General features: G+C 64.1%; 15 protein-coding genes and 1 pseudogene. 9 read left to right on the top strand and 7 right to left on the bottom strand.

Going from position 1 to position 15897, the window contains the following annotated elements:
• Positions 1–35: 35 nt before the first annotated feature.
• Complete coding sequence (locus L1075_RS14705) at positions 36–866, bottom strand: IclR family transcriptional regulator (protein ID WP_246942580.1); 831 nt, start codon at positions 864–866, stop codon at positions 36–38.
• A 109-nt stretch (positions 867–975) separates the two neighbouring features.
• On the bottom strand, positions 976–1500 hold the full coding sequence (gene uraD / locus L1075_RS14700; protein WP_246942555.1) for a 2-oxo-4-hydroxy-4-carboxy-5-ureidoimidazoline decarboxylase: 525 nt from the start codon (positions 1498–1500) through the stop codon (positions 976–978).
• Between the two features lie 123 nt (positions 1501–1623).
• On the opposite strand from uraD, the gene uraH reads away from it, so the two are divergent.
• Positions 1624–1980: a hydroxyisourate hydrolase gene (uraH, locus tag L1075_RS14695; protein WP_011505378.1), complete on the top strand. Its 357-nt coding sequence runs from the start codon at positions 1624–1626 to the stop codon at positions 1978–1980.
• 50 nt (positions 1981–2030) lie between these two features.
• Complete coding sequence (locus tag L1075_RS14690; RefSeq protein ID WP_178998430.1) at positions 2031–2774, top strand: GntR family transcriptional regulator; 744 nt, start codon at positions 2031–2033, stop codon at positions 2772–2774.
• Between the two features lie 43 nt (positions 2775–2817).
• Here L1075_RS14690 and L1075_RS14685 read toward each other — a convergent pair whose 3' ends face one another.
• From L1075_RS14685 to L1075_RS14675, 3 genes and pseudogenes are all read right to left on the bottom strand, one after another.
• Positions 2818–4275 (bottom strand): NCS1 family nucleobase:cation symporter-1, encoded by a 1458-nt coding sequence (locus L1075_RS14685; RefSeq protein WP_246942553.1) that lies wholly within the window; start codon positions 4273–4275, stop codon positions 2818–2820.
• 48 nt (positions 4276–4323) lie between these two features.
• Positions 4324–5671: pseudogene (locus L1075_RS14680) on the bottom strand (NCS1 family transporter).
• A 212-nt stretch (positions 5672–5883) separates the two neighbouring features.
• The gene (locus tag L1075_RS14675) at positions 5884–6615 is read right to left on the bottom strand and encodes an aspartate/glutamate racemase family protein (RefSeq protein WP_246942552.1); all 732 of its coding nucleotides are present in this window, start codon (positions 6613–6615) and stop codon (positions 5884–5886) included.
• 270 nt (positions 6616–6885) lie between these two features.
• On the opposite strand from L1075_RS14675, the gene puuE reads away from it, so the two are divergent.
• From puuE to chrA, 4 genes are all read left to right on the top strand, one after another.
• The gene (puuE, locus tag L1075_RS14670; protein ID WP_378111412.1) at positions 6886–7827 is read left to right on the top strand and encodes an allantoinase PuuE; all 942 of its coding nucleotides are present in this window, start codon (positions 6886–6888) and stop codon (positions 7825–7827) included.
• Between the two features lie 17 nt (positions 7828–7844).
• Positions 7845–8693 carry a bifunctional allantoicase/(S)-ureidoglycine aminohydrolase gene (locus L1075_RS14665; protein ID WP_246942550.1) on the top strand — a complete coding sequence of 283 codons (849 nt, stop codon included), beginning with the start codon at positions 7845–7847 and terminating at the stop codon, positions 8691–8693.
• A gap of 22 nt (positions 8694–8715) precedes the next feature.
• Positions 8716–9201 (top strand): ureidoglycolate lyase, encoded by a 486-nt coding sequence (locus L1075_RS14660; protein WP_246942548.1) that lies wholly within the window; start codon positions 8716–8718, stop codon positions 9199–9201.
• A 90-nt stretch (positions 9202–9291) separates the two neighbouring features.
• The gene (gene chrA, locus L1075_RS14655) at positions 9292–10524 is read left to right on the top strand and encodes a chromate efflux transporter (protein ID WP_246942547.1); all 1233 of its coding nucleotides are present in this window, start codon (positions 9292–9294) and stop codon (positions 10522–10524) included.
• Positions 10525–10606: 82 nt separating this feature from the next.
• Here the strand turns inward: chrA and trhO are convergent, their stop codons facing one another.
• Positions 10607–11569 carry an oxygen-dependent tRNA uridine(34) hydroxylase TrhO gene (gene trhO / locus L1075_RS14650; RefSeq protein ID WP_246942545.1) on the bottom strand — a complete coding sequence of 321 codons (963 nt, stop codon included), beginning with the start codon at positions 11567–11569 and terminating at the stop codon, positions 10607–10609.
• 165 nt (positions 11570–11734) lie between these two features.
• On the opposite strand from trhO, the gene L1075_RS14645 reads away from it, so the two are divergent.
• The 3 genes from L1075_RS14645 (at position 11735) to L1075_RS14635 (ending at position 15392) form a co-directional block, all read left to right on the top strand.
• A complete protein-coding gene (locus L1075_RS14645; RefSeq protein WP_246942543.1) occupies positions 11735–12949 on the top strand; it encodes an amino acid deaminase in 1215 nt (404 codons plus the stop codon).
• Between the two features lie 141 nt (positions 12950–13090).
• Positions 13091–15145, top strand: coding sequence for a TonB-dependent receptor family protein (locus L1075_RS14640; RefSeq protein ID WP_246942541.1), 2055 nt, complete (start codon positions 13091–13093; stop codon positions 15143–15145).
• Positions 15146–15224: 79 nt separating this feature from the next.
• Positions 15225–15392, top strand: coding sequence for a hypothetical protein (locus tag L1075_RS14635; RefSeq protein WP_178998415.1), 168 nt, complete (start codon positions 15225–15227; stop codon positions 15390–15392).
• 146 nt (positions 15393–15538) lie between these two features.
• Here the strand turns inward: L1075_RS14635 and L1075_RS14630 are convergent.
• Positions 15539–15897: Na+/H+ antiporter NhaC family protein (locus L1075_RS14630; RefSeq protein WP_281504281.1), on the bottom strand; the 359-nt coding region annotated here is incomplete at its 5' end.

The following is a 15897-nucleotide window of genomic DNA, read 5'->3' as shown; positions in this document are numbered from 1 at the left end:
GCTGTCCTGTGGCCGTGGGCGGCGACGAGGCGGCGTCAGTCGGCATCGCTGGGCAGCCGCCCGCCCAGGCGTGCCGTGATCTCGCGGGCGGCGCGGCTCACCAGGCCGCCGAGTTCGGCGAGCCGTGCTTCGGGAATGCGTGCGGCGGGACCGGACACCGAGATGGCAGCGAGCGGCAGGCCGTTCTCGTCGTGCAGCGTCGCTGCAACGCAGTTGAGGCCGATGGCGTGTTCCTCGCGGTCGCAGGCATAGCCCTGGCGGCGGATCTCGCCGAGGGCGTCGCGCAGGCGGGATGGGGTGTCGAGGGTATTGGGCGTCACCTTGTCGAGGCCGCGCGTGTGGAGGATGCGCTCGACCTCGTCGCGCGGCAGCCAGGCGAGCAGGGCCTTGCCGACGCCCGAGGCGTGCAGCGGGGCGCGCGAGCCCAGCCGCGTGATCATGCGCATCATCTGCGGCGACTCGCTCTGGGCGAGGAACACGGCCATGCCCTGATCCCGGATACCCAGGTTGGCGGTTTCCTCGGTCTCCGCCGTCAATTGATGCAGGAAGGGGCGGGCGGTGGCGACGAAATCGCGTGCCTCGAGGAAGGCATTGCCCACGCGGAATGTCTTGGCGTCGATATGCCACACGCCCATCTCCGCGTCCTGGGCGATGAAGCCCTGCTGGTGGAGCGCCTGCAGCAAGCGGTGCGTGGTCGACGGGGCCAGACCCACGATCTGGGCGATATCGGACAGTGCCAGCCCTCCGGGAGCGGCAGCGAGCCCTTCGAGGATATTCAGGCCCCGCACCAGCGATTGGCTGTGGCCGCTGGCGGCCTTGCCGTTGCCGGCGGGGCGTCCGACCGTCTTGCGTTTGCTTTCCGTCACGCCTGGCTCTCTCTCACGAAGCATTCATGGAAAATTCTTCCATGAATTCCGCTGCCTCGCCAGCCCACCAAAGACGCACGCTGCCGCTCATTCCGATGCAGGACGGCCTTCAGGTGGCATGGGCGTCCAGGCGTAGTCGCGCGATGCGATGGATCTGCGCGATGGCGGTGCGGCGTTCCTCGTCGGGCCCATGCGCGAGGCGGAGCTCGAAGGCATCGAGAATCTCGTGACGGTGGTAGCCCTTGACCGCCATCACGAAGGGAAAGCCGAAGCGTGCCTGGTAGTCGGCGTTCAGGCGCTCGAAGCGGGCCAGCTCGTCCGGGGTACACTGATCGAGCCCGGCACCGGCCTGTTCCTGGCTCGAGGCCTGGGTCAGCCCGCCAGCCAGCGCGACCTTGCCGGCCAAGTCGGGGTGCGCACGGATGACCGTGAGCTGGCGCTCGGCGGGGGCGGCGTCGAGCACGGCGGCCATTGCCTCGGCGAGACCCGCGGGGCTGTCGTGGCGGGTGTCGAGGCCGGCGTCCCATACCGCTTCGGCGATCCACGGAGAGTGTTCGTAGATGCCGCCATACGCGGCCACGAAGGCCTCGCGGTCGAGTTGCGTGGGGCGCGGCGAGAGCAGGGCATGGCGCATGCGCGTCTCCTGATGCTATGTTGTTCGGGATTGTTGTATACAAAAATCAGGGTAAGCGGTGGCGCCACGGGCGTCCATCCCGGGCCGCCGCTCGATGCCCGCCGACGATCGCAAGGAGTGACCATGGGCTATCTCACCACGCACGTTCTGGACACCGCTCGGGGCTGCCCCGCACGCGGCATGCGCCTGTCGCTGTATCGGCTCGATGGCGACACCCGCCAGGCGCTGGGCGAGTTCGTGACCAACGAGGATGGCCGTTGCGATGGACCGCTGCTGGAGGGCGAAGCCTTCCGGGTGGGCGAGTACGAGCTGCTGTTCGAGGCCGGCGAGTATCTCGATCGCCAGGACGAGGTCCCGCCGACGGGGCCGCGCTTTCTGGCGCGGATTCCGCTGCGCTTCGGCATCGACGATGCGGGCGCCCACTACCATGTCCCGCTGTTGCTGTCCCCCTTCGGTTATTCCACCTACCGCGGTAGCTGATGTCGGGCGGGCAATGCGATGATCAGCGCAAATGCATTCGGGAGCCGTGAATGAGCGAGTCACGTCAGGCGCATGCCGCCAAGAAAACGCGTCGCAACGAGGGCAAGGCCGGCGACGGTGCGCAGCGTCATGACGCCATCTATCGCGCGATCAGCGACGCCATCATCGAACATCGCCTGCAGCCCGGTGCACGTCTGCGCGAGGATGCCCTGTCGGACGTCTTCGGTGTCAGCCGCACCGGCATCCGCAAAATCCTGCAACGCCTGGCCCTGGAGCATCTCGTCACCTTGACGCCACGTCGCGGCGCGAGCGTCTCGCGGCCGACCGCCGAGGAAGCGCGCGATGTCTTCGCCGCGCGGCAACTGGTCGAGTGCGGGCTGATGGAGCAGGTCGTGCAGCGGGCCACGGCGGCGGATGTGGCGCGGCTGCGCGACGACGCGCGCCGCGAGCGTCAGGCACTCAAGGCCGGCAAGCAGAGCGAGGCGATCAAGCTGTCGGCGGCTTTCCATGTGCGTCTGGCCGAGCTGGCGGGCAACGCCACGCTCAGCGAATTCGTCGGCCGGTTATGCTCGCGCTCGTCGCTGATCCTGGCGGTTTACGGCAACACCGGCCACCTCGGTTGCGAGTCGCACGACCACGACGAACTGATTCGCCACCTCGAAAACGGCAGCGGCGAGCGTGCCCGCGCCTTCATGCAGCGCCATCTCAAGGCCATCGAAGCCTCGCTCTCCATTGCCGAGGCGCCCGAAGAAACCCCGGACCTGAAGCGGATCTTCGACGGCGCGCTCGGCTGATGCCCCGCCGTCGCCGGCGGGACATTCAAGATACCGTACGCCTTCATGGCGCACCCGACGGCGCGGTGGACACGGCGTGCCCGCGCATCAGGGCGTAGTAGCACGCACCTCCCAGGCTCGCGCCGAGCAGCCATGCGAACCCTTCCAGTGCGGCGAGCGCCGGCACCCAGACCGAGGCCAGCGAGAACAGCGCGCCGACGGCGAAGGCGATCAGGGCGCGTCGGTTCCTGCCATTCTGATAGTAATAGGCACTGCCCGGTGCGGTGGAGAACAGCGCCTGAACGTCGAGTCGGCCTCGGCGGATGACGTAGTAGTCGATCACGATGATGCCGTAGAACGGCGCGATGACGGCGCCGATGGCGTTGACGAAGCCGGGAATGCCGATCCGGCTGATCACGCTGACCCACAAGGCCCCGATGAAGAAGGCGATGAGCGCCGTGATCAGCCCGCCGATCCGAAAGTTGATGCGGCGCGGGAACAGGTTGGACAAGTCATAGGCGGGAGGAATGAAGTTGGCGACCAGATTGATGCCCACGGTGGCAGCGAAAAAGGTCAGTGCGGCGACGATCGTCAGCGGCAGACTATCGACGCGGTCGACGATGTCCGAGGGGTTGGTCAGTGCCTCGCCGAACAAGGCGAGCGTGCCGGCGGTGATGATCAGGGCGATGAACGAGAACACCGCGACGTTGAGCGGCAGCCCGAGCCAGTTGCCGAGCCGCATGGCGCGCTCGCTTTTCACGAAGCGCGCGAAGTCGCCGAAGTTGATCACCACCGCGGCGAAGTACGCGATCATGGTGCCGACAATGGTGAAAAAGGCACCGACGGCGCTGCCGGCGGCGTCGCTGTTGCCGCTGAAGATGTTGCCGATGGCCGGCAGCAGCGAGGCGCCGGCTTGCCACCAGACCACGCCCATCAGCACGATCATGACCGCGTAGACCAGCGGCCCGGCCCAGTTGAGGAAGTGCTTGATGCGCTCGATGCCCGCCCAGAACATCGCCAGTTGAAAGGCCCACACCACCACGAAGGCCAGCCAGGCCACGCTCGACAGCCCCAGGAACTGGCCGCCCTCCGGCACGCCCAGCGCGGTCAGCAAGAGTGTGACGGCCGTGGAGGCGAAGTAGGTTTGCACGCCGTACCAGAAGATGCCGATCACCGCGCGCAGCATCGCCGGCAGGTTAGCGCCGTGCACGCCGAGGCTGGCGCGTACCACCACCGGAAACGGAATGCCGTATTTGACGCTGGGGCGCCCGGTCAGGTTGACCAGCACCATGACCACCAGGCCGGCGAGGATGATGGCGGCCATGACCGCCCAGCCGTTGAGGCCGTAGCTCAGAAACAATGACGCGGCCAGGGTGTAGCCGAACAGGCTCTGGATATCGTTGGCCCAGACATTGAAGATCTCGAAGGCGCCCCAGCGGCGTTCGGCATGGGGCAGCGGCGCCAGATCGGCGTTGTAGAGACTTGCATCAGGCGCCGTGAGGCGCAGGTCGTTATCGTTCATGGCAGCGCTCTATGTCGGTAGGCATCGTCGTGAAAAACAGCGTGATCGTCATTGGTTGAAACGCCGACAGGCCGGCCAGTGGCGCATCAGCAGGTAATAGGCGAGGCCGGCCGGCAGCAGGCTCGCGTACCACGAGACCGCCGAAACGTTGAGCGCCACCAGGGCGTCGATCAGCGTGGCGATGCAGGCGGCGTAATTGATGCCGCGATAAGGGCCATGCGCGTCATAGAGCTTGTCGAGATCCAGCGTGCGCCGGCGAATGAGGTAATAATCCACCGCCATGATCGCGAAGATCGGCCCCAGAAACGCCGAATAGGTCTGCACGAACAGCTGCAGTCCGGCCGCGGAATCGTCCTTGACCAGCTCCCAGGGAAAGGTCGCGAAGGCCAGCAACCCCACGATCACGGTGGCGCTGCGGAATTTCAGCTTGAAGACGTCCATCAGCACATAGGTGGGGGGCACCACATTGTTGAGCACGTTGGTGGTGACCTGGGCGAAGGCGATGAACAGCAGGGTGGTGATCAGAAGCGGTGGATTGTCGACGGCATTGGCGAAGACATCGATGGGATCGGCGACGCCGGTGGCACCGGAGACCATCAGCCCGATCAAGCCCATGAACAGCGTGCAGGGCAAAATCGACATGGCGTAGAGCGTGGTCAGAAGCCCCGGCCCGCTGCCGTGCTTGAGCTCGCGGGAGTAGTCGCTGGCATTGAGGATCATGGTGCTGTAGATGCCCAGGAACAGCATCGTCGCGCCCCAGAAGGGCAGTCCCCAGGTGCCGTCGATGTCGATCAGTTGTTCGCCGATCACATCGCCGTACTTGTCGAGCACGCTGAAGAACATGTAGACCAGCGAGGCCAGGATGAAGCCACTGCCGATGTTTTCCAGCCACTTGATGCCCTGAAAGCCGAACACCGACAGGGCGATCTGCAAGAGCTGGAAGGCGATGAAATAGAACACCAGATTGTCGAAGCCCAGCAGGGTCGGAGACGGCGTTCAGGGCGCCGGCGCCGATCCAGCTCTGAAATCCGTACCAGACGATGGCCGGCACCGCGCGGATGAGCCCCGGCAAGCGCGTGCCGGTAAAGCCGAAGGCGCTGCGTGCCTGGACCATGAAAGGAATGCCGTACTTGTAGCCGGCGGCGCCGTTGATCGTCAGCGCGACGCCGATCACGAAGCAGCCGATGGCGATCGCCAGCGAGGCCTGCAACAGGTTGAGCGTACCGACGATGCTCGAGCCCATGGCGAAGGTGCCGATCGACACGCAGCCGCCAAACCAGGCCAGTAGATAGGAGAGGCGTCCCATGATGCGGGTACGCTGTGGGTCCAGGGACTCTTGTCCCGGTGCCTTGCCGGCAGGGCGCGGCCCTTCCGACGTGGCGGAGTCGCTTGTCATGACGCTTTCCTCGGGCGGGACCGTGCCCCGCGATTTGTTGTTGTGCGCCCCGCTGGGGGGCGTCCGAGTGGCGTAGCGTGCTGCTGTTTGGCTATCTGTCAGGCGCCCTGGTGTTGTGATTGTCGGCAAGAGGACGCCGGTGATGCTTCATGCTCGAGCGTTAGCGAGTATGGGTCGTGGCGCGAAAACGTGGCTCCCCCCGTTTGCGGGCATTAGCGTGATAAATGGGCGAAATGGCCGGTGAAGGACTTGGGACGCGGAAAGGCGAGGTCGCCATGCTTGCTGGTGCCGAGCCCGAGGCCGACCAGCGCCTCGGCCAATTTCACGGCGGCGGTGACCCCCTCGACGATGGGGATGCCCACCGCTTCTTCGATGGTGGCGCGCAGATCGGCCATGCCGCCGCAGCCGAGCACGATGGCGCCGATGCCGTCCTCGTCCCGGGCGCGCCGGCAGGTCTCGATCACCCGCGTGAGGGCGGCGTCGCCATTGTCCTCCAGGTCGAGCACGGGGATTTCCGCGGCACGGATACGACGGCAATGATGCGCGAAGCCATAGGCTTGCAGCAGGTGCTCGGCGATGATGCCGGTTCGGCTCAGCGTCGTGACGATGGAAAAGCGCGTGCTGATAAGGCTGGCCACGTGAAAGCCGGCCTCGGCGATGCCCAGCACCGGCGCGCGGGTCAGCTCCCGGGCCGCCATCAGCCCAGGGTCGCCGAAGCAGGCGGTGATGTAGGCATCGCTGCCGTCGCGCTCGCCCTTGGCGATTTCCTCGGTCACACCCACGGCGCTGATCGCCTCGTCGAAGTGCCCCTCGATGGACACCGGGCCGCTGTCCGGTTGCGTGGCCACGATCCGGGTGCCCGGCGCCGCGATGCGGCTGGCGGACTCGCCGATGCGTGTCGTCATGCCGGTGCTGGTGTTGGGGTTGATGAGGTGCAAGCGCATGGGGCATTCCTTGGGTGCGCGGCAGGGGCCGCGCATGTTTTGTCTACAAAATTTCTAGTATTGAATACAAAATAAGTCAATGCCGGATCGCCCTGATGTCGGACGGCTGCTGCGCCAGACATGCCTCGAGCCGCCGAAATTCGCCGGATGGCGTTTTCTGCGGTCAGTGAGTCGAGGCGTCGGCAAGGGCGCGAAGAGGGATTGATTTTTTGTATACATCAACGCACGCTAAGGTAATCCGAGCGGCACAACAATAAACCGGGAGTCTTCATGGGCATGGCATCCTCCACCGATCCGTCCGACGTTTATCCACGCGATCTCGTCGGCTATGGCCGCACGCCACCGCAAGCGAACTGGCCGGGCCAGGCCCGCGTCGCCGTGCAGTTCGTCCTCAACTACGAAGAGGGCAGTGAAAACAGCGTGCTGCACGGCGATAGCCACTCCGAACAGTTTCTCTCCGAGATCGCCGGGGCCGAGGCCTATCCCGACCGCCACCTGAGCATGGAGTCGATCTACGAGTACGGTTCGCGAGTGGGGGTATGGCGCGTGCTGCGCGAGTTCGAGCGGCGCGGGTTGCCATTGACCGTATTCGGCGTCGCCATGGCGCTGGAGCGTCATCCCGAGGTGGCCCAGGCCTTCCAGGAACTGGGCCACGAGATCGCCTGCCATGGCTGGCGCTGGATTCACTACCAGAACGTGCCGGAAGCCGTCGAGCGTGAGCACATGCAGCGTGCCATCGAAGTGTTCCGCCGCTTGTACGGCGAGGCGCCCCTGGGGTGGTACACCGGCCGCGACAGCCCCAATACACGGCGGCTGTTGCTTGATCAGGGCGGCTTCCTCTACGACAGCGACTACTACGGTGACGATCTGCCGTTCTGGAGCGACGTCCAGGACAGCCAGGGCCAGACGCACCGTCACCTGATCGTGCCCTACACGCTGGATACCAACGACATGCGCTTCGCCTCGCCCACCGGCTTCGACCACGGCGAGCCCTTCTTCCAGTACCTGCGCGATGCCTTCGACGTGCTTTACGCAGAAGGCGCGGAAACCCCGAAGATGCTCTCCATCGGCCTTCACTGCCGACTGATCGGTCGTCCCGGACGCTTCCGCGCGCTGCAGCGCTTCCTCGATCACCTCGAGGCCCATGACCGGGTGTGGATAACCCGGCGTGTGGATATCGCGCGTCACTGGGCGGCAACGCATCCGGCTTGAAAAGCGAGGAACCTCTCATGTCACAACGCAGCCACGACGCACCTGAAAGAACCTACTACGCCCCCCATGGCGGTTTGCCGCCGCAGAGCCAGCTGATTCATGGTCGCGCGGTCTTCACCGAGGCCTATGCGGTGATTCCCAAGGGGGTGATGAGCGATATCGTCACCAGTTTCCTGCCGCACTGGGAGAAGACCCGGTTGTGGGTGCTGTCGCGGCCGCTTTCCGGCTTCGCGGAGACGTTTTCGCAGTACATCATGGAGGTCTCGCCCGGTGGCGGCAGCGAGCGGCCGGAGCCGGACGAAGGCGCCGAGGGCGTGCTGTTCGTGGTCGAGGGCGAGATGACGCTGACCATCGCGGGGGAGTCGTACGCGATGGGACCGGGAGGCTATGCCTATCTGCCGCCGGGCTGCGACTGGCAGCTGCGTAACGGCAGCGACGCGCCGGTGCGTTTCCACTGGATTCGCAAGGCTTACGAGTATGTCGAGGGACTGGACGTGCCCGAGGCGTTCGTCACCAACGACAACGATATCGCGCCGATTGCCATGCCGGATACCGACGGTCGCTGGGCCACGACGCGTTTCGTCGATCCCCAGGACGTGCGCCACGACATGCACGTCAACATCGTGACCTTCCAGCCCGGGGGCGTGATCCCGTTCGACGAGACGCACGTCATGGAGCATGGGCTCTACGTGCTGGAGGGGCGTGCGGTCTATCACCTCAATCAGGATTGGGTCGAGGTCGAGGCCGGCGACTACATGTGGCTGCGGGCCTTCTGTCCGCAATCCTGCTACGCCGCCGGGCCGGGGCCGTTTCGCTATCTGCTCTACAAGGATGTGAACCGCCATATGAAGCTGCGCTTGAGCTGAGACAATCCTCCGAGGAGAACGCATGCTCGAACTTACCACCCAGCCCCTGACCGCCGAAGCCTTCGCGCCGTTCGGCGATGTCATCGACCGCCGGGACGCCGACGGCTTTCCCATCAACGGCGGTCGCACCCAGCGCTATCACGACCTGGCGCGGATCGAAACGCTCGGCGAGGGGGCACGGCCGTTGATCAGTCTCTTCGTCAGCCAGCCCGTGGCGTTGCCGCTCAGCCTTGCATTGCTGGAGCGCCATCCGCTGGGCAGTCAGGCGTTCATGCCGCTGCACGGCGAGCGCTTCATCGTCGTCGTCGCGCCACCGGGAGAGGCCGTGGACTCGGCACGGGTACGGGCCTTCGTCACCGATGGTTGCCAGGGGGTCAACTACCGCGCCGGCACCTGGCATGCCATTCACTCGGTACTCGACGTGGAAGGCGAGTTTCTGGTGGTCGACCGTGGCGGAGCGGGGGACAACTGCGACGAGTTCCCGCTCGAAATCCGAGTGAGTTTATAAGCACGCGCCCCGCCATGATGGCGTTCAACGGTAAGGGCGAGCACGGTGAGCGCTGGTTTCTCCTCATCCGCTTGCTCGGGGGCCGGTTCCATGCGAGATGCTCGCCATTCCATCGAACGTATCAAGGAAGTCTTCTGTGCCTTTCTGGTGCTGGGTCTGACCTCCTTCGGCGGCCCCATCGCCCATCTGGGGTATTTCCGTGCCGAGTTCGTCACGCGTCGCCGCTGGCTGTCGGAAGCGGACTACGCGGATCTGGTGGCGCTGTGTCAGTTTCTCCCGGGCCCGGCCAGCAGTCAGGTCGGCTTCGCTCTGGGACTGTTGCGAGGTGGGGGATGGGGAGCCGCCGCCGCCTGGACGGCCTTCACCTTGCCTTCGGCCCTCGTGCTGGTCCTGTTCGCGTCAGGGGCTGCATCCTTCGACGGGCCGGTCAGCGAGGGTCTCCTGCATGGGCTCAAGGTGGCGGCCGTGGCGATTGTCGCCCATGCGGTCTGGGGCATGGCGCACAAGCTGTGCCCGGATCAGCGGCGTGCCGGCATTGCGCTGGCGGCGGTGCTGATCGTCGTGCTGATCGGCGGGCCGGCGGGGATGATAGCGGCCATTCTCGTCGGTGCGGTGGGCGGCATGTTGTTGTGCCGGGACTCGGTGTATCGAGACCAGGTGCGTCAAGACCAAGGCGACCCCCTGTCGCGAGACTTGCACTTCCCGGTATCTCGACGCGCCGCCCGAATCGCAGCGGTGTGTTTCGTCACCTTGCTGATCGGGCTGCCGGGACTGGCCTGGGTGTCGTCGTCCCCGGTGCTGTCGATGGCGGATGCCTTCTACCGGGCCGGTGCGCTGGTCTTCGGGGGCGGGCATGTGGTGCTCCCGCTGCTGGAAAGCGAGGTCGTCCAGTCGGGCTGGGTCACGCCCGATAGTTTTCTCGCGGGATATGGCGCCGCCCAGGCGGTGCCCGGGCCGCTGTTCACCTTCGCGGCGTATCTCGGCACCGAGATGGGGGCGTTGTCCGTGCCGCTGCTGGGCGCGGCCTTGGCGCTCATCATGATCTTCCTGCCGGGGCTCGCATTGCTGGTGGCCGTGCTGCCCTTCTGGAACGGTTTCAGGCGCCTGGAACGCGTGCAGGCATTGATGCGAGGCGCGAATGCCGCCGTGGTGGGCATTCTGGGGGCCGCTCTCTACCAGCCGGTGTGGACCAGCGTGGTGGTCGGGCCGCACGAATTTGCATTGGCCCTGGTGGGCTTTCTGCTCTTGAGCGTCTGGAAATGGCCGGCCTGGGCGGTCGTGGCCATCCTGGCGCTCGGGGGGATCGTCATTACGCTGTCGTGAGTGCGCGCGGACGTGAAGGTAAGCGACGATTCGAGCCGACGTCGTGGCGTCGGCTCGGCCATCGCTTGCGACAGGCGGGGCCTTACGCCTCGCTGTCGGCCGGCTGGCGGCGCGGATCCCGCCCCAGCGGATGCGGCTCGCCGCGCTGCTTGGCGAGCTCGATCTGACGCTGGCGTTCGCGGGCACTGGCGCGCGTCTTCTCCGGCAGGCTGTCCCAGCAATGCGGGCAGCTCACGCCGGGCTCGTATTTCTCGGAGGCCATGTCGGCCTCGGAGATCGGCCGGCGACAGGCGTGGCATTGGTCGTATTCGCCTTCGGCGAGATCGTGGCGCACGGTCACGCGGTTGTCGAACACGAAGCATTCGCCCTGCCAGCGCGACTGCGACTCGGGCACCTTCTCCAGATAGTTCAGAATGCCGCCCTTGAGGTGATACACCTCCTCGAAGCCTGCATTCAGCATGAAACTGGAGGCTTTCTCGCAGCGAATCCCGCCGGTGCAGAACATCGCCACCTTCTTGTGCTTGGCGGGGTCGTAGTGCGCCTTCACGTAGTCGGGAAACTCGCGGAACGTCTTGGTCTTCGGGTCGATGGCGCCTTCGAACGAGCCGATTTCCACTTCGTAATCGTTGCGCGTGTCGATGACCAGGACCTCGGGATCGGCGATGACGTCGTTCCAGTCCTCGGGTTCGACATAGGTGCCGACTTTCTGGTTGGGATCCACCCCCTCGACGCCGAGAGTGACGATCTCGCGCTTGAGCTTGACCTTGGTGCGATAGAAAGGATGCGCGTCGCAGTAGGATTCCTTGTGGTCGACCGCGGCCAGGCGCGGGTCGGCGCGCAGCCAGGCAAGCAGCGCATCGATGCTCTCGCGCGTGCCTGAGACGGTGCCGTTGATGCCCTCAAAGGCGAGCAGCAGCGTGCCTTTCACGTCGTGGGCACGCATCGTCTCGAGCAGGGGCTCGCGCAGGGCTTCGTAATCGTCGAGAGTGACGAACTGATAGAGCGCCGCCACCACGATGGGCGGCGTGTCGTGCGAATCGGTCATGTCTGTCTCCTGGTAATCGTCCCCGTAAAGGACGGACCGGTAAGGTTCGGCAATGGGCCGAGGCGCGTATTTTACGCATTCCAGGAGGGGGATGCATCTGTGGCAGGATGCCGCTCTCGATGATCATCGAAACGCATACAAAAACCGTCAGGTAAGGAGAATACGATGCCCGAATTCAAGCCATCGTCTGTGGAAAAAGGCATACCGCTGTCACGTCCGGCGCATCTGCTGCGAGATGTGCCGCTGCCGGCGGCGGTGGTCTTCGAATCGCCGCTGACCCACAACCTGGCGTGGATGCAGCGCTTCGCCGACGAGCACGGCGCCAAGTTGGCGCCGCACGGGAAAACCACCATGGCCCCGGTGTTGTTCAAGCGACAGATCGAGGCGGGCGCCTGGGGAATCACGTTGGCGACGGCGGTACAGACGGTGACGGCGCATGCTCACGGCATCGAACGTGTGTTGATGGCCAATCAATTGGTTGGCCATCCCAATATGACGCTGGTGGCGGATGCCATCGAGGCAGGGATGGAGTTCTACTGTGTGGTGGACGGTGTCGATAACGTGCGCGATTTGGGGGTATTCTTCGCCGAAAGGAACCTGACACTGAACGTGCTGATCGAGCTGGGTGTCGACGGTGGCCGCTGCGGTTGCCGCACCGCCGAACAGGTCGAGACGCTGGTGGCGGCGATCGCCGAGCAACCAGCGCTGGCGCTGGTCGGCATCGAAGGTTACGAGGGCATGATCGCCGGTGGCAATGAAGTCGCTGCCGTGCGTGCCTACGGCGAGCGATTGGTCGAGACCGTCCGCACGTTGCAGGACAGTGGCGTACTTCAACGCGAGGCGCCGATCGTCACGGCCTCCGGCTCCAAGTGGTTCGACCTGATCGCGGAGACGTTCGATAGGGCGGAGCTGCGCGAGCACTACACGCCGGTTCTGAGGCCGGGCTGCTACGTGGTGCACGATCACAAGCTCTATGCCGGCGCGATGGAGGCGATCAAGGCGCGCGATCCCGATCTGGAGGGCGAGCTGCGCCCGGCGCTGGAAGTCTTTGCCCATGTCCAGTCGCTGCCCGAGCCGGGCCTGGCGATCATCGCGCTGGGCAAGCGCGATATCGGTCACGAGCCGGATCTGCCATTGCCGCTACGCCGCTATCCACGGGAGGCGGGAGATGCGGTGAGCGTGGACGTCAGCGGTTGGCGCACGACGCACATCATGGATCAGCATGCGTTTCTCGAGATTCCCGAGCACGCCAATATCGCGGTAGGCGATGTGCTGGCCTTCGGTACCTCTCATCCGTGTCTGACGTTCGACAAGTGGCGGCGCGTATTGTGTGTCGATGAGTCGCTGGCAGTGACGGAGGTGATGACGACGTACTTTTAATGACGCAGGCATGCACCATGCGAAATGGCGATTAGACGTAAGGCGGGTATGCGTGCGATATGCTAATATGCTTGCCCGCTTAATGAATTCGTCCACCGGTGGTATTTCGCCTTCCGGTAGACCCGACCTGTCGATATCGCCATGACCCATCGCTACCTTCCTGCTTCCTTGCTGCTTGGCGCCTTGAGCGCTTCCGGCGTCGCGTTCGCCCAAACGACTTCGCCAGAGGTAATGGAGGTGACGGCGCCGCGTCTCGATCGCGAGCTCTATGCCACACCCGCCGCCGTTTCCGTGGTCGACCACGATAGCATCGCGCAAGGCCAGCAGCGTGTTCGGCTCGACGAGTCGCTGGTGACCGTGCCCGGGGTGTTCTTGCAAAACCGTGACAACTTCGCCCAGGGCGAGCGCCTGGCGATTCGCGGCTTCGGCGCGCGGGCGCCGTTCGGTGTGCGCGGGGTCACGGTGATGACCGACGGCATTCCTTACACATTGCCCGATGGGCAGGCACAACTGGATGCCATCGACCTCGACAGCGCCGAGCGGATCGAGGTGATTCGCGGGCCGTCGTCGGTGCTTTACGGTAATGCGGCAGGGGGCGTTCTCAGTGTGACCACGGCCGATGGTCGCGATGATCAGAAGACCCGCCTGGGCGCCGAGATCGGCAGCGACGGCTACCAGAAATATCGCTTCAGCGATGGCGGCGTGAACGGCCCCTGGTCGCACCATGTGAGTGTGTCGGCGCTGAACTTCGACGGGTATCGCGAGCAGAGCCAGGTCGAGAAGTATCACTTGAATGCCAAGGTGCGTCGCGAGCTGGGCAATGACCGGGCACTGACGGCCATCGTCAACTTGCTGGACAACCCGCGCTCCGAGGACCCGGGGGCGCTGAAAGAATCGGAAGTGGATGAAGATCGCCAAGGGGCTGCTCCAAACTCGCTTGCCTTGGATGCCGGACAGAACGTCGACCAGCAAGTGCTGGGCCTGCAGTACGAGGATCTATCCGCGGGGCCGGGCGAGCTGTACGTCAAGGGCTTCTATTTGCAGCGTGACTTCGAACAGCAACTACCTTACGAGGGTGACAGCCGCATCAACTATCAGCGTGATTATTACGGTGCCAGTGCCGAATACCATCAGGACCTGCTGCTGGGTGAGCTGCCGCTGCGTTATGTCGTGGGGGTCGACGCGGCCCGCCAGGAAGACGATCGGGATCGCCACAATGTTGATGCGGTGAACGGCGTCACCGGTCGCGCGGGCGATGAGATGCAGACGGCCACGTCACTGGGACTGTTCGCCCAAGGGGATCTGGATCTCACCGACAAGTTGACGCTATCGCTGGGGACCCGCTACGACCGCGTCGACTTCGATATCGACGATGACTTCATTACACCGAATAACGGTGATGACAGTGGGCAGAAAAACTATCGTGAATGGAGCGGCTCGGCCGGCTTGAGCTACCGGTATCTGCCGACGCACCAAGTTTATGCCAACATCAGCACATCTTTTGAAACACCCACATTCTCTGAGTTTGCCAACCCTTCCGGTGCGGGTGGCTTTAATCCGAGCGTCGAGCCGCAGAAGGCATTAAGTCGTGAAATCGGGCTGCGAGGCAATTTCGACAATGGCGTGGATTACGATCTGGCGCTGTTCTCGATTCGGACTAGAAATGAACTTGTTCCCTATCAGATTGAAGGGGATCCGAATGAGCGCACCTACTATCGCAATGCCGGTGATTCCTCGCGGGATGGTATCGAGCTGGCGCTGGGCTGGCAGATGACGCCGAGCTGGCGTCTCGACAGCGCCTTGACGCTGGCCAGTTACGAATTCGACGAATACGACACCCAGGATGGTAACTACGGGGGCAACCGCATCCCCGGCCTGCCGGAGCAGACCTGGATGAACCAACTGACCTGGCAGGGCTTCGACGAGCGCTTCGCGACGCTCGAGACGCAGTATATCGGCGATATGGTGGCGGATGACGCCAACGACGTGGAAGTCGACGACTACTGGTTGGTCAATCTGCGCGTCGGTGATGGCTGGCATCTGGGCGGCGATACTTTGCTCAAGGGCTACGTGGGCATGCGTAATCTCTTCGACCGCGAGCATTTCGCCAATGTGCGTCTCAACGGCAGCTATGGACGTTATTATGAGCCGGCGCCGGGGCGGACCGTCTACGCTGGTATGGAAGTCGCGTTCTAGGCGCGTCGCATCAATCGCTCACTGGTCGATGGCATCGGCCGGTGGGCTCGGGATCGATAAGCGATAAAAGAGGGAACTCATGCGTTATCTATTGGCAATGGCAGGCGCTGTGCTGCTGATGGCGGGAATCGCCGGCTGCACGGTCAATACCTATGACGACGGTCAGCGCGAGGTCAAGACCGGCGTGCCACAGACCGGTCCGACCAGCAACCCGGCGGATGTCTCGCGTTCCAACGAAACGCCGTGAGGCCGCGATAGGGAAGGCGCTGAATCTAGCAGGCCACAAACGCAACATGGCCCCTCAAATGAGGGGCCATGTTGCATTGGGTCAGGGCGTGCGGCCGTGCCGTCTGGCAGGTACAGGGATGTTTGCACGGCCGGTGCTCTTTTTCACTAGCGTTTATAGCTTAAAGAGGGATCGTTAGTTTCTTGTGTGTAGGCTGAGTTATCCGTTTCAGATACCTTTTGGTAGACAATCTTGAAGCCAGCCAACGCCATGGCGATGGAGATTATCGGCACGCTGTAGTTCAGCACGGCGTATGGAGCGTATGACCAGGCGCTTATACCCAGTGCGCTATAAATGAAGATGGCATCGGTGCTCCAGGGCACCAGAGGGGAAGTTATCGTGCCGCCGTCTTCCAAAGCACGGGAAAGGTTCTTGGGGTGCAGCTTCTTGTCGCGAAAGGACTGGGCATACATTCTTCCCGGAATAATGATGGAAATGTACTGTTCGGCGGTGACCACGTTGGTCA

It is taken from the genome of Chromohalobacter beijerinckii (genome assembly GCF_023061185.1).
Taxonomy (GTDB): domain Bacteria; phylum Pseudomonadota; class Gammaproteobacteria; order Pseudomonadales; family Halomonadaceae; genus Chromohalobacter; species Chromohalobacter beijerinckii.
This window is presented reverse-complemented; position numbering and strand designations above follow the sequence as displayed.

What these genes read in the sequence shown, in the direction of transcription:
- uraD (WP_246942555.1), bottom strand. Translation starts at nt 1,500, where the DNA reads ATGCGCCATGCCCTGCTCTCGCCGCGCCCCACGCAACTCGACCGCGAG.
- uraH (WP_011505378.1), top strand. Translation starts at nt 1,624, where the DNA reads ATGGGCTATCTCACCACGCACGTTCTGGACACCGCTCGGGGCTGCCCC.
- L1075_RS14690 (WP_178998430.1), top strand. Translation starts at nt 2,031, where the DNA reads ATGAGCGAGTCACGTCAGGCGCATGCCGCCAAGAAAACGCGTCGCAAC.
- L1075_RS14685 (WP_246942553.1), bottom strand. Translation starts at nt 4,275, where the DNA reads ATGAACGATAACGACCTGCGCCTCACGGCGCCTGATGCAAGTCTCTAC.
- L1075_RS14675 (WP_246942552.1), bottom strand. Translation starts at nt 6,615, where the DNA reads ATGCGCTTGCACCTCATCAACCCCAACACCAGCACCGGCATGACGACA.
- puuE (WP_378111412.1), top strand. Translation starts at nt 6,886, where the DNA reads ATGGGCATGGCATCCTCCACCGATCCGTCCGACGTTTATCCACGCGAT.
- L1075_RS14665 (WP_246942550.1), top strand. Translation starts at nt 7,845, where the DNA reads ATGTCACAACGCAGCCACGACGCACCTGAAAGAACCTACTACGCCCCC.
- L1075_RS14660 (WP_246942548.1), top strand. Translation starts at nt 8,716, where the DNA reads ATGCTCGAACTTACCACCCAGCCCCTGACCGCCGAAGCCTTCGCGCCG.
- chrA (WP_246942547.1), top strand. Translation starts at nt 9,292, where the DNA reads ATGCGAGATGCTCGCCATTCCATCGAACGTATCAAGGAAGTCTTCTGT.
- trhO (WP_246942545.1), bottom strand. Translation starts at nt 11,569, where the DNA reads ATGACCGATTCGCACGACACGCCGCCCATCGTGGTGGCGGCGCTCTAT.
- L1075_RS14645 (WP_246942543.1), top strand. Translation starts at nt 11,735, where the DNA reads ATGCCCGAATTCAAGCCATCGTCTGTGGAAAAAGGCATACCGCTGTCA.
- L1075_RS14640 (WP_246942541.1), top strand. Translation starts at nt 13,091, where the DNA reads ATGACCCATCGCTACCTTCCTGCTTCCTTGCTGCTTGGCGCCTTGAGC.
- L1075_RS14635 (WP_178998415.1), top strand. Translation starts at nt 15,225, where the DNA reads ATGCGTTATCTATTGGCAATGGCAGGCGCTGTGCTGCTGATGGCGGGA.